Origin of the sequence: Rufibacter roseolus (assembly GCF_017916365.1) — a bacterium.
GTDB lineage: Bacteria > Bacteroidota > Bacteroidia > Cytophagales > Hymenobacteraceae > Nibribacter > Nibribacter roseolus.
In genome coordinates, this window is the sequence record NZ_JAFMSU010000002.1 from 816,167 (window position 1) to 828,795 (window position 12,629).

Sequence of the window (12,629 nt, forward strand, 5' to 3'; positions counted from 1 at the left end):
AAAAAAACGAACTATGAAATTTACCTCTATCAAAACCGGATGGGCCCCTTACTTCATGTTGGTGGCAATGATGTTGCTGCTCACCCAAAGCCTGGTGGCCAAGAATAGTTTTGGCTCCAAGCCTGTTGAAGAACCAATTGCAACCGCTAGCTCCACCGGAACCCCGGAGCTTGTTGTAAGCAGGTTATTGAAGCTGTATCCCAATCCCAACTCAACTGATGAGGTAAACATCAAAGGCTTTACTAAGAATACCTCCGCGGCCATCCTGATCAAGAATGCCATTGGCTACATTGTCATGGACGAGAAAACTTATACCGCCGATGAAAAAGGGGAAATCAACCTGAAAATACATTCCCTTCAGCAGGGACATTATTATATCAGCATCAAAATAGACAAGGCCCAGGTCATTAAGAAAATGATCAAAATCTGAAAAACAGGCTCTAAACAGATTTTATTAATTTCTGAAAAGAACTATTTAAAAGCCTCTTCCTAAACCTTAACAGATACTAAAGGTGAGCACCAAAAGGGTATTGTTAGCCCTTGCATTTAGGACCTGTTTTTCCAAAATCGGGCTCAAAACCAGAGTGAGGAGCAGGCAATTATAGGGCAAAAGAAAAGGGAGCCTAAGCTCCCTTTATGAATGTTGAAATTTAGCTCACCTCGCCAATGATGTCGTTCACCCAACCCTTGCCCCAGTTGTCTTTTTCTTCCTGGGTCCAGATCTCCGGGTAGAAAATGCGCTTCTGGAATTTGGGAGGCAGGTATTTTTGCCAGTTGGTGCCCCCGGTGGCGGCAATTACCTCTGGGTCGCGCTGCAGGTACCGCACCGCCGATTTGTAGTGCATGAGGGGCCAGTTCACGTTGACGTTGCTGTCAAGTTCTTTGAGGTGATTGATGAGTTTCTGATTTTGACGCTCTTCTTCAGAAAGCCGCCTGAAAACAGACCAAACGTTTTTGTGCTGGAATTCCTGGGCATGCTGCATGAGCTCTTTAGAGTACTTCTCCTCAAACTGAAGCAGGGTCAGGGTCTTGGCGCCGGTGGCCGCCTCTGTGGCGCCTTCTTTCCAGTAGATGCAACCAAACATCTCCTCATGGGTGCTTTGCTGGCCTAGGGCTTCACGCTTGGCTTTGTCAGTGAGGTTGCGCAGATCAGTAGAGCAGATCTCAATCTTGCGGTACTGCACGCTCTGAAATCCGCTGGCCGGCATAAGCGCCATTCTGAACTTAAGGAACTCCTTGGGATCCATGCCGTCCACCATCACATCAAAGGAGTCAATTAGGTTCTCAAAGTAACGGTTAATGCGGCCCACCCGCTTAATGAGCATCTGCGCAGTGGGAGCAGGGTCCTCTCCAATCTGCCGGTATTCATGCAGGCAAAGCTTGAAATAGAGTTCCGTTACCTGGTGGTACATGATGAAGATTTCTTCATCAGGGATCTTGGTGCGGGGAGTCTGCAGGCTCAGGAGGGTGTCCAGGTGGATATAGTCCCAGTAGTTGATGAAGTCTGAGTACAGAAGACCTTCAAGGTAAGAAGCCAGGTCTTGGCCCAGCGGGCTGTATTTCTGTTGGAGGCGCTCCAGCAGTTCCAGAACCTGGGGGGAGAAGGTGCGGTCCGGCATATATTATTTTCTGAATGTTGTAATTATCTTTCTTTACTTGCGACAAAGAAAGTAAAAGAAATTGGTTTGAACCTTTTCTATACGCAATATGAGGGAAAGCAGGACAACCATTCGGCTGCTTCCTGCATCTTCCTGAATGAGGTTCCACTTCTGTTTTTTTGGCAGCGGCTGCCTAAGGGTGAACAATATCTTTAACTTTGATGCCGGAAGAAAGCACAAAGACAATGGCAGAGAAAAGCAGCATTTTTGATATGATTGGGCCGGTGATGATAGGACCCTCCAGCTCGCACACGGCCGGGGTGGTACGCATTGCGCGGGCCGCGATAAGGATCCTGGGTTCAGCGCCGGTAGAGGCCACCATCACCTTTTATAACTCCTTTGCCCGCACCTATGAGGGGCACGGCAGTGACCGGGCCATCCTTGCCGGGCTCCTGGACTATAAAACCGATGACACCCGCATCAAAGAGTCCTTTACCCATGCAGAAGCCAGCGGCCTGAAGTACACCTTCAAATCCATCGGGAACGCTTCTACCATGCACCCAAACACCATCAAGCTCAACCTCACGGCTGCTGATGGTAGAACCTGCGAGGTAGTGGGGCAAAGCCGGGGCGGAGGCGTGATCAGCATTGTGGAGGTGGATGGTTTTCCCTCCAACTTCTCGGCTAACCTGCATACGCTTATCATTGACGCCGATGACGTGACAGGCAGTATCGCTTTCATCAGCAGCATTATAGCCCATGATGACTGCAACATTGCCACCATGAACGTGTCACGCAAAGGCCGCAATGATGTGGCCCGCCAGTTCATTGAAATGGACTCGGGGCTGCGCCCCATCTCGCTGGAGTACCTACGGCAGCTGAGTTGGGTCAAGAACGTGATCTATATCCCTAACATTGACTTATAATGCGACGTTTTTCTTCCAAATTTCTAGCTTCGCTGGGTTTGGTCATTGGCTGCCATACCTTTTTGGTGGCCCAGACCACCACACCCACAGAAACCGTCTGGAGTTTGCAGCAGTGCATCCAGGCCGGCCTGCAGAATAACCTGCAGGTAAAGCAGACTGGCCTTTTTGTAGAGCAGGATGCCATTGACGTAAGACAGGCCATGGCCAATTTCCTGCCTGCGTTCAATGCCAGCGCCTCACACGGCATGAGCTTCGGTTTCTTCAATGACCCCATTACCTATGAGCAGCGTAACGAGTCAAACCGCTCCAGCAGTTTCTCATTGCAGGCATCGGTGCCGGTTTTCAGCGGTTTGCAGGTCCAGAACACCGTGAAGCGGAACAGGCTTAACCTCAAAGCAACCGAACTGGAGCTGAAAAAGGCGCAGAATGACCTCATGCTGAATATCGTGACGTCTTACATGAATATTCTGCTGAACCAGGAACTGCTGAAAACAAACCAGGAGCGCTACAACCTGACCAAGGCCCAGGCTGAGCGGACCCAAAAGCTTTTTAAAGCTGGCAGTGTGCCGGAAAGCAACGTGCTGGAACTCAATGCCCAGTTGGCCAGCGACGAGCTCAACATCATCACGGCACAGAACCAGATTGAAATATCAGAGCTGCAGTTAATTCAGCTGCTTAATTTGGAGAACACGGCGCCTGCTAATTTCGCTATTGAGATACCGCAGCTGCCAGATCCGGACCAATCTGTGATCGCATTTGATGCCCAGCAGGTCTATGAGACGGCAGAAAGCATCATGCCGGAGATCAGAAGCAACCAGTTGCGGGTAGAGAGTGCCTTAAAAACCATTGACATTGCCAAAGGTGCCTATTTCCCAACCCTTAGCCTGGGCGGAAGTGTGAGTACCCGCTACTCCAGCGGAACGCCCTTCTTTTTAGTTGGCCCTCTTGAAACCGTAACCCAGACCATTGGGGTGGTACAAGGCACCAACACGCCCGTGATAACCACCTACTCAGACAGAACCCGCACTCCCACTAAATATAAGTACATGGACCAGTTGCAGGACAACCTGGGCCAGTATGTAGGGTTGAACCTGAGCATTCCTATCCTCAACAGTTTCAGGACCCGCAACAATGTGCAACTTTCCAGAATAGGCCTGAGAAACGCCGAGCTGAACACGGCCATTGCCAGAAACCAGCTTCGGCAGAACATTGCGCAGGCTTATACCAACGCCATCAATGCCCAGAAAAGGTTTGTATCTGCCAGAAAGCAGCTGGAGTCTTTTGAGCAATCCTTCAAAAATGCTGAGATACGTTTGAACAACGGCCTCATCAATAGCGTGGATTTCAACGTGGCCAGAAACAACTATGTGAAAGCCCAGTCAGACATTATCCAGGCTAAATACGATTACATCTTTAGACTCAAGTTCCTTGAATTCTATCAGGGAAAAACGATCACTCTCTAATTGACTCATGGCAAAACGCAAATCGAACAAACTGATTTACATTCTGGGTGGCTTATTGGTTTTACTTCTGGCAGGGTTGCTGGTAGCCAAAAAGCAGGGTTGGATAGGGAAGAAAGAAGGAATAGAAGTAGCGGTGGCCAAAGCAAAGGCCGCTAGTATAGTAGAGAAAGTAAGCGCCTCTGGTAAGGTGCAGCCCGAGATTGAAGTAAAGATCAGCCCTGACGTTTCAGGGGAGATAACCGAACTGTACGTGAAAGAAGGAGACTCAGTGGTAGCTGGTCAGCTGTTGCTCCGTATCCGCCCTGACAACTACCAGGCCATGGTGGAGATGCAGTCTGCCTCGGTAAATACGCAGCGCGCCAACCTGGCCCAGGCCAGAGCCCGCCTGAACCAGGCCGTAGCCAACAGCAAGAACATCAGGCAGTCTTATGAGCGTAACCAGAAGCTGTTTGAGCAGAAGGTAATTTCCCAGTCTGAAATAGATGCTTCCCGGGCCCAGTTTGAGGCCAACCGGGCCGAAGTGGATGCCGCCCGCCAGAGCGTGAGAGCTGCTGAGTCTACCGTACGCAGCGCCAGCGCCTCCCTGGATGAGTCTCGCAGGAACCTGGAGAAAACCACCATCTATGCGCCCGTAAGTGGAACCGTTTCCAAGCTGAACGTAGAACGTGGTGAGCGCGTGGTGGGAACCTCACAGATGGCCGGTACCGAGATCATGCGCATCGCTAACCTCAACAACATGGAGATTAGGGTGAACGTGAACGAGAACGACATCGTGCGCGTGCGCCTGAATGACTCGGCCATTGTGGAGGTGGATTCCTACACCAACACCAACCGCAAGTTCAGAGGCGTAGTAACGTCCATCGCCAACACTGCAAAAGACGCAGCTTCACTTGAGGCCGTGACAGAGTTTGAGGTAAGAATCAGGTTGTTAAATGAGTCTTACAAAGACCTCATTCAGAAAAATGGCCGCACGCCTTTCAGACCGGGTATGACCGCTTCCGTAGACATCATCACTGACCGAAAAAACAATGTTCTGTCGGTTCCGTTAGCCTCCGTGACTACCCGCGCCAAAGACAAGCCAAAAGATAAAACCGATGGCCCGGAGAACAATTTTACGCAGGAAGACAAGCCGGTAAGACCCGAGGAACGTCCGGAAGAAGTGGTGTTCGTGCACGAGGGCGGAAAAGTGAAGATGGTGAAGGTGACCACCGGCATCAGTGACTTTGACAACATAGAGATTTTATCCGGTTTAAAACTGGGGCAGGAGGTGGTTTCTGGCCCATTCAGAGCGGTTTCCAAACAACTCAAAGATGGTGACCTGGTAACTGTGAAGGATGAAAAATCACTGAGCCAAAATTTAAAAGAAGATCAACCAGAAGAAGAGGATAACTAAGCTTTGCAGGAAAGAGAAAGAATTGCCGTGTTAGGCGGCGGAAGCTGGGCAACCGCCCTGGTGAAGATATTATCAGAAAATAAAACGGATGTAAGTTGGTGGCTCAGGAACCAGGACGATGTGCACCATCTCCAACAGTATGCCCACAACCCCAGATACCTGAGCGGGGTTAGGTTTGACCTGGAATACGTTCATCCTTCCAGTGACATCCGGGAAACGGTAACTCAGGCAGACTGGGTGATCCTGGCCGTTCCCGCCGCCTTTGTGAAAGAAGCTTTGTCGCCTTTGGCCCCAGACGCCTTACAAGGCAAAACAGTGGTGTCGGCAGTGAAGGGCATGATCCCGAAGGAGAACCTGCTGATCACTGATTTTCTGGAGCAGCATTATGGCGTCCCGCCCGAGCGCCAGTGCGTGATTGCCGGTCCTTGCCACGCCGAAGAAGTAGCCTTGGAAAAACAGTCTTACCTGACCATCGGATCGGTGGATCTGGACCGCGCCGAGCAGTTCTGCGCCTTGCTCCGGAACCGCTACGTGAAAGCCAATCCGTTGGACGACATTGACGGCGTGGAGTACTGCGCGGTTATGAAAAACATCATCGCCCTGGCCTGCGGCATCGCCCACGGCCTTAACTACGGCGACAATTTCCAGGCGGTGATGGTATCCAACTCCATGGAGGAGATTGAGCGTTTCCTGGATGCCCTCATGCCCCTGCACCGCGACCTGAAAGGCAGCGCCTATCTGGGCGACTTACTCGTAACCGCCTATTCGCAGTTCAGCCGGAACCGTACCTTCGGGAATATGATCGGGCGGGGCTATACGGTGAAATCTGCTCAGTTTGAGATGAACATGGTGGCCGAAGGGTATTACGCCGTGCAAAGCATACATGAACTGAACAAGCGCCTGAAGGTAGATATGCCTATTACCACCGCCGTTTACAATATTCTCTATGAGCGTATTTCTCCAGGAGTTGAGATCGAGATCTTAAAGGATAAGTTTAAGTAAGCACGACAGCTTTTCCTTAGGAAACTACCCGATATGCATGGTTTAGGACTAAAACAGAACACCCGCCTCATATGAGGGCGGGTGTTCTGTTTTAGGGGCTTTTTCTAATAATCGGCCTCAATACGGTTTTGAGATTATACTAGAAGGTCAGGAGTTCTTCGTATAGGCGGTGCACTGGTAAGCCCATCACGTTGAAATAAGAACCCTCAATGCGCTTAATACCTACCAAGCCCAGCCAATCCTGGGCGCCGTAGCTTCCGGCTTTGTCGAAGGGTTTGTAGTGGTTGATGTAAAAATCTATCTCATCTCGGGTGAGATCTCTGAAGTGGACCGTGGTCACATCATGAAAGACCACGCTTTTCTCCAGGCTGAGGAGGCAAACCCCGGTGTAGACCTCGTGGCTGCGGCCTGAGAGCATCGTGAGCATGCGGGTGGCCTGCGCGTGGTCATAGGGCTTGTTCAGAATTGTCTGGTCCAGGCAAACAATGGTATCGGCGGTGATGATGACTTCCTCGTGCTGCAGTTCCTCACGGTAGGCGCTGGCCTTGTGGGCCGCCAGGTACTCGGCAACCTCGGCGCGTTCCAGTTCTGTGGGGTAAGTCTCGTCTATTTCCTTTACGCGGGATTCAAACGGGAGGCCCAGGTTGGTGAGCAGTTCCTTCCGGCGAGGGGAGTTGGAGGCCAGGATGTATTTTTTAGTAAAATTCATTTTCGTCTATTGAGCTGAATAAAAACCCGCAAATGGTTTTGGGGTAGAAAAACGTTGATTTCTGAGGCATAACAGCACCCGAGTGGCAAACCCGCTGCACCTCTTCCATCTTCACCTCGTTCGTGATCAGGGCCACTTCGGCTTTGCCACTGTCCACTTTGGCCATGCACTCGGCAAAGGACCGGACGTAGGAGAGACCCGGGTACTGACGCTGTTCCTCTGGGGAGATTCCTAGTACGCGTTCCAGAATAAAATAGTGCATGACGGTTAGGTCCAGGTCTTTCACCTCCTGCGGAATGTCCCAATCCAATTGAGCGTGTACCTCAGGTTTGAGCCGCGCTTTAAAGCTGTTTTCGCCAAAATAAACTCCAAACGCCCACTTCTTACCCACAATCACCTCGTTCAGTTCATAGGCCTCTTCAATGGGCGTAACTACGAAAAACTCCTGCAACCGCTCCAGAAATTCTTCCGGTGAGATGGGTAAACGCTCTAACAGCCTGTGGGTTGGCAAGATGCGGAGGTCATCTGAGGCGGCATTGGTCAGGTACATCAAATGGTAATTGAAAGGCTCCTCACCTGTGGCTCCGGGGAATTGTTCCTGCATCTTCTTCCGGTACTGCAAAGACCCTTCGTAGCGGTGGTGGCCGTCTGCCAGAATGATCTGCTGGTCCCGCAGCAGGTCTACAAACATTTGGATAACCTCGGCATCATGGATCACGGAGAGCACATCGCGCACGCCCTGGTAATCCTCAGATTCATACAGCGGCGAAGTGATGCTTTCATCCATGTACTGCTCCAGGGTGAAGTCGGGGTCCAGGAACAAGCCGTGGGTAGCACTGGTGTGCATGCGGGTCTCGGCCAGTAGTTCTATGCGGTCGTTCACGGCCGCCGGGATGGTGTTCTCGTGCCGGAGGATTACCTGCTCTTCCCATTGGTAGGCCTTGATGTGGCACATGAACCCTTTGCGGCAGTACTCGCGGCTGGAGCCCGGCAAGGTGAAATACTGGTAATAGACGTAGATGCCGGGTAACTGGTCTTGGAGCAGAATGCCAGCCCGTTTCCAGTGCTCGGCGGTTCGGCGGGCCATGTCGGCGGGATCCGGGCCGGGCGGCACCGATAAGTGGATGCTGTTATAGGGATTCCGGTAAAGGGCCTGGCGTTGCTTCACAGAAACCACGTCGAATAGGGGAGAGGTGAGCGCGTCTATGGAAAACGGGAGCCTGGGGTTGTACCTGAAGCCTTTGATGGGGAGTATTTCAGCCATTGACTGGTTTTAAGCTGTTTTTTGAAATATGGACCTTAAACGATCAGGGCGCCAGGCGCTGGATGTGCCAGTGCCCGTGGCTGTCCACTTCGTACAAGAGCCGGTCATGGAGCCGGTTCTGGCGCCCCTGCCAAAACTCAATCCGGTCTGGCTTGACCTGGTAACCACCCCAATGCTCGGGCCGGGGAATCACCTCCAGGTCCTTGAAGCGGGCCGAGTACTCTTTCTCCAGGTTCTCCAGGATGCTGCGGTCCGCAATGGCGGTACTCTGCGGCGAGGACCAGGCCCCTATCTGGCTCCCGCGCGGCCGGCTATGGAAATAAGTGTCTGACATTTCCGGGGAAACGCGTTCCACGCGGCCTTCCACGCGCACCTGCCGTTCCAGCGCTGGCCAGAAAAAGGTGAGGGCGGCAAAAGGGTTTTCCAGCAGTTGTTGGCCTTTGCGGCTCTCATAATTGGTGTAGAACACAAACCCTTCTTTCTGTAAAGCCTTCAATAAGACTACCCGGGCAGTGGGCCGGCCGTGGGCATCGGCGGTGCTCAGGGTCATGGCGGTGGGCTCATCGGCTTTGGCTTCCAGGGCTTCCTGCATCCAGGTCTCAAACTGTTGCAGCGGGTCCTGGGAGATGGCTTCCAGGGTAAGTTCCTTCAGGGAATAGTTGATCCTGATATCGGCAAGAGACAGGGGCGTGGCCATGGTATTTACACTGAATTGTTAGACTGTTCCAAAAGTAGGGCTTTCTGTTTAAATGCGATGGATTTACGGCGAAAAGCCTTTTCTTTTAAGCTTTAACAAATATGACCGGCGTTTTTTATGCGTTTTCTCAATTTTGGTACAGAATCTGCCGCAAACCAAATAACCCCCGATTCAGTAAGTATAGAAAGCTAAATCCACGGAAAAAGATGACTAGAAAGATGGCGAAAGAAATCCAGAAGGGCAGCATCCTTATCTCAGAACCATTCTTGGGTGACCCCAACTTTGAACGTAGTGTGGTGGTGATCTGCCAGCATGACAAAGACGGCACGGTAGGACTGGTGCTGAACCGGGTTTCTGCCCTGCATCTGTCTGATGTGGTGGACATCAACGCAGAGGTCTTTGACATGGCTTTGGCGGTGGGAGGCCCCATGCAGCCCAACACCTTACACTATATCCATCGCCTGCCTAATTTACCGGATGCGCAACCCATTGCCTCTGGTCTTTACTGGGGTGGAGACTTTGAAGAACTCACCCGTTGGCTTAACCAAGGAATTGTATTACAGGACGAAATCAGGTTTTTTGTGGGTTATTCCGGGTGGAGTCCCGGGCAGCTAGATGAAGAAATTGATAAAAATGTTTGGTTTGTTAATAACAATGCTGCGAATAAATTGCTTACTTTGAATATAAATACCTTGTGGCGCGATATATTAAAGGAAATGGGAGGCAAATACAAAATGTACGCCAACTATCCCGCGGACCCAAGTTTAAACTAATCCAAAGGCGCAAAGCCCCACGTGTATGATGAACCTAAATCCGGAAAATCAGCCAAACGGAAAAGCGGAAGAGCAGTCTACCGAAGCACAATCTAGCCAAGACCAGGCGCTGGACCAACGTAGAATTCTGGAAGAACGTTTAGCTGAAATAAATGCCCGTAATGAGGCCCCCGCAGTTCCCGCAGAAACTGTTGAGCAAACCCCAGTCACAGAGGCTTCGGCTGCTCAGGAAGTAGCCGCTCCCCAAGTGGAGCCAGCGTTGACCCAATCATCCGTCCTAGCTACCGAGCCCGCCTTTGATGGATCGCCGCCAGAAACGCCTGCACAAGTACCCGTGCAGACGGACCTGCCAACCCCTGCAATGGCTACAGCTAGCCCAGAAGCAGAAACGCCAACCGCCTCCACCGAAGAACCAACCACTGCGGCCACCCCGATAACAGAAACGCCGGTGGCCCAAACAGAAGAACCTTCTGCCCCAACTGACCCGAGTCCAGAAAGCCCCTCAGCCGGTCCTGAGGTGCAAACACCAGCCACTCCGGTCGCCCAGGAAACCCACGAGGAAACCACTTCTGAAGAGGAAGACTTGCACCCAGAGGAAGATTACACCCATTTATCCATAGATGAGGTAAGAACCAAGATCCTTTCTTTGGCCCAGGAAGGTAACGCCAGGAAATCTGGCCGTGCCCTCAACACCCTGTACAGAATCTATGAACCGCAATTCCAGGAAGAGCGCCAGGCGGCCCTGAACCGGTTTATTGCCGAAGGCGGCTCTCCAGACGATTTTGAGTACAATGCCCCCCGCGCCCACAAAGACGTGGAGCAGGCCATGCAGCGTTTCAGGGAGGCCCGGTTCAGAGAGCAGCGCCAGGAAGAGGAGCAGAAAATCCAGAACCTGCAGAAGAAGCGCGACCTTCTGGAGCGTCTTCGCCTGTTTATTGAGTCTTCTGAGACCCAGACCAGCGGTAACGCCATCAAAGAACTGCAGAACGAGTGGAAAGCCATTGGCCAGGTACCCACCGCCGAGGCCCAGCAGCTGTGGAACTCTTACCACGCCCTGCTGGACATGTACTACAACAACCGCAGCATCTTCTTTGAACTGAAAGAGCTGGACCGCAAACGTAACCTGGATGCCAAAAACCAGCTGTGCGAGCGCGCCGAAGGCCTGGCCAACGAAGAGAACATCAACAAAGCATTGCAGGAACTCCGCCACCTGCATGATGAGTGGAAACACATAGGCCCGGTACCCAATGAGATGCGCGACCAGGTGTGGAACCGCTTCATCCAGGCCTCTGAGCAGGTGCACGAGAGAAAAAAACAGTTCTTTGAGTCCCGGAAAACCGAGGAACTGGCTAATCTTGAGAAAAAAAGAGCCCTTCTGGCCCAAATTGAACAATTCCAGCATTTTACCTCAGACCGCATCAATGACTGGCGCGACAAAACCGACCAAATTCAGCAGTTGAAGGAAGCCTGGGATGCCGCCGGTTTGGTGCCTAAGGAAAACGCCGAGGAAGTAAACAAAGCTTTCTGGAGCAGCTATAAAGCCTTCTTCCACCACAAGAATACCTTCTTCAAAGCCCTGGACGAGGAGAAGATGCAGAACTACCGCCAGAAGGTAGCCCTTTGCGAGGAAGCCGAAAGCCTGCAGAACAGCGAGGAGTGGGACAGCACCAAAGAAAAACTCATTCAGCTGCAGAAGAAGTGGAAGACCATTGGCCGCGTGCCAGACAAGTACTCAGACAAAATCTGGAACCGGTTCAGAACGGCCTGCAACGCTTTCTTTGACAGACTGCACCAGGAAGTACAGAACAAGGAAACCCACCTGAACCAGCTCTCGGCACAGAAGCAGAACTACTGTGAACAGTTGGCGGGCAAAGTGGCGGATCCAACCTTTATTGGTTCCCTGGATGAGTTCAACCAGATTCACCAGGAGTGGCAGTCTTTCTCCACCGAGGGCAAGAGAAACCCCAAAGTGGAAGACAGATTCCAACAGCTGCTGGCCAAGTACCTTGACAAAGTGCCGGAGATGAGCCCGCAGCAGAAAGAGCAGACTTTGTTCCAACTGCAGCTGAACCACATGAAGGCCAGCCCTGACGGTGATCAGAAGCTGTACCAGAAAGAGCAGCACCTGCGCCGCGATATCACCTCGCTGGAAAATGACATCTCTACTTTGAAGACCAACATTGAATTCTTTGCCCGGTCAAAGAACGCAGAGAAGCTCCGGCAAGAATACCAGTCTAAGATTGACGATGCCCAGAACCGCATTCAGCACCTTAAAAGACAGCTGAAAGCACTTCGGTCGTAAATTTTTCACGTTGACTTTCAGGGCCTTTCTGCAAAGGCCGCAAATTAGTTGAGAGGTCTTTTTGCAAATATCAAAAAGACCTCTACTTTTGTATCGCTTTCAGAAACCACCAGGGTTTCAGAAGCAAAAGCCTCCATAGCTCAGCTGGTAGAGCAACTGACTTGTAATCAGTAGGTCGCTGGTTCGATCCCGGCTGGGGGCTCCCAAACAGCACTTATAGGACGGACCTGTAAGTGCTGTTTTTTGAAAATCTTTTTATTGCCGCTTTCTGAGGCCATATGGCCAATAAAGCAAAAGCCTCCATAGCTCAGCTGGTAGAGCAACTGACTTGTAATCAGTAGGTCGCTGGTTCGATCCCGGCTGGGGGCTCTCTTCAAAGCGCTTGCATTCCTAAAGATGTAAGCGCTTTTTTTGTGCCTTATTATTTCTGCAATAGTGACCAACTCTGCTTTTTTGCCAGTCAACTTTCAGAGCATGATCAAAGAGATGACCATTAAGGTTG

Annotated in this window: 11 protein-coding genes and 2 tRNA genes; 9 read left to right on the forward strand and 4 right to left on the reverse strand. The window is 51.5% G+C overall.

Annotated elements, in window-relative coordinates:
* Positions 1-13 precede the first annotated feature (13 nt).
* Positions 14-430: a T9SS type A sorting domain-containing protein gene (locus J3P35_RS12370; protein WP_210464903.1), complete on the forward strand. Its 417-nt coding sequence runs from the start codon at positions 14-16 to the stop codon at positions 428-430.
* 220 nt (positions 431-650) lie between these two features.
* Here the strand turns inward: J3P35_RS12370 and J3P35_RS12375 are convergent, their stop codons facing one another.
* On the reverse strand, positions 651-1,619 hold the full coding sequence (locus J3P35_RS12375; protein ID WP_210464904.1) for a tryptophan 2,3-dioxygenase family protein: 969 nt from the start codon (positions 1,617-1,619) through the stop codon (positions 651-653).
* A 224-nt stretch (positions 1,620-1,843) separates the two neighbouring features.
* Here J3P35_RS12375 and sdaAB point away from each other — a divergent pair, with 224 nt between their 5' ends.
* From sdaAB to J3P35_RS12395, 4 genes are read left to right on the forward strand one after another with little or no spacing between them, the layout of a single operon-like run.
* Positions 1,844-2,524, forward strand: a complete 681-nt coding sequence (gene sdaAB, locus J3P35_RS12380) for an L-serine ammonia-lyase, iron-sulfur-dependent subunit beta (RefSeq protein WP_210464905.1) — start codon at positions 1,844-1,846, stop codon at positions 2,522-2,524.
* A complete protein-coding gene (locus J3P35_RS12385; RefSeq protein ID WP_210464906.1) occupies positions 2,524-3,987 on the forward strand; it encodes a TolC family protein in 1,464 nt (487 codons plus the stop codon). The genes sdaAB and J3P35_RS12385 overlap by 1 nt, the downstream gene beginning before the upstream one ends.
* 7 nt (positions 3,988-3,994) lie before the next feature.
* Positions 3,995-5,380 carry an efflux RND transporter periplasmic adaptor subunit gene (locus J3P35_RS12390; protein WP_210464907.1) on the forward strand — a complete coding sequence of 462 codons (1,386 nt, stop codon included), beginning with the start codon at positions 3,995-3,997 and terminating at the stop codon, positions 5,378-5,380.
* Between the two features lie 3 nt (positions 5,381-5,383).
* Positions 5,384-6,382, forward strand: coding sequence for an NAD(P)H-dependent glycerol-3-phosphate dehydrogenase (locus J3P35_RS12395; RefSeq protein WP_210464908.1), 999 nt, complete (start codon positions 5,384-5,386; stop codon positions 6,380-6,382).
* A gap of 139 nt (positions 6,383-6,521) precedes the next feature.
* Here the strand turns inward: J3P35_RS12395 and J3P35_RS12400 are convergent, their stop codons facing one another.
* From J3P35_RS12400 to pdxH, 3 genes are read right to left on the reverse strand one after another with little or no spacing between them, the layout of a single operon-like run.
* Complete coding sequence (locus J3P35_RS12400) at positions 6,522-7,091, reverse strand: Maf family nucleotide pyrophosphatase (protein ID WP_210464909.1); 570 nt, start codon at positions 7,089-7,091, stop codon at positions 6,522-6,524.
* Positions 7,078-8,355 carry a DUF1015 domain-containing protein gene (locus J3P35_RS12405; protein ID WP_210464910.1) on the reverse strand — a complete coding sequence of 426 codons (1,278 nt, stop codon included), beginning with the start codon at positions 8,353-8,355 and terminating at the stop codon, positions 7,078-7,080. Before J3P35_RS12405 ends, J3P35_RS12400 begins: the two co-directional genes overlap by 14 nt.
* 43 nt (positions 8,356-8,398) lie before the next feature.
* Positions 8,399-9,052 (reverse strand): pyridoxamine 5'-phosphate oxidase, encoded by a 654-nt coding sequence (pdxH, locus tag J3P35_RS12410; RefSeq protein ID WP_210464911.1) that lies wholly within the window; start codon positions 9,050-9,052, stop codon positions 8,399-8,401.
* Positions 9,053-9,258: 206 nt separating this feature from the next.
* Here pdxH and J3P35_RS12415 point away from each other — a divergent pair, with 206 nt between their 5' ends.
* The 4 genes from J3P35_RS12415 (at position 9,259) to J3P35_RS12430 (ending at position 12,496) form a co-directional block, all read left to right on the forward strand.
* Positions 9,259-9,825, forward strand: coding sequence for a YqgE/AlgH family protein (locus J3P35_RS12415; RefSeq protein WP_246850197.1), 567 nt, complete (start codon positions 9,259-9,261; stop codon positions 9,823-9,825).
* Between the two features lie 25 nt (positions 9,826-9,850).
* Positions 9,851-12,127: a DUF349 domain-containing protein gene (locus J3P35_RS12420; protein WP_210464912.1), complete on the forward strand. Its 2,277-nt coding sequence runs from the start codon at positions 9,851-9,853 to the stop codon at positions 12,125-12,127.
* Between the two features lie 129 nt (positions 12,128-12,256).
* Positions 12,257-12,329, forward strand: a tRNA-Thr gene (locus J3P35_RS12425).
* A 94-nt stretch (positions 12,330-12,423) separates the two neighbouring features.
* A tRNA-Thr gene (locus tag J3P35_RS12430) sits at positions 12,424-12,496 on the forward strand.
* Positions 12,497-12,629: the final 133 nt, after the last annotated feature.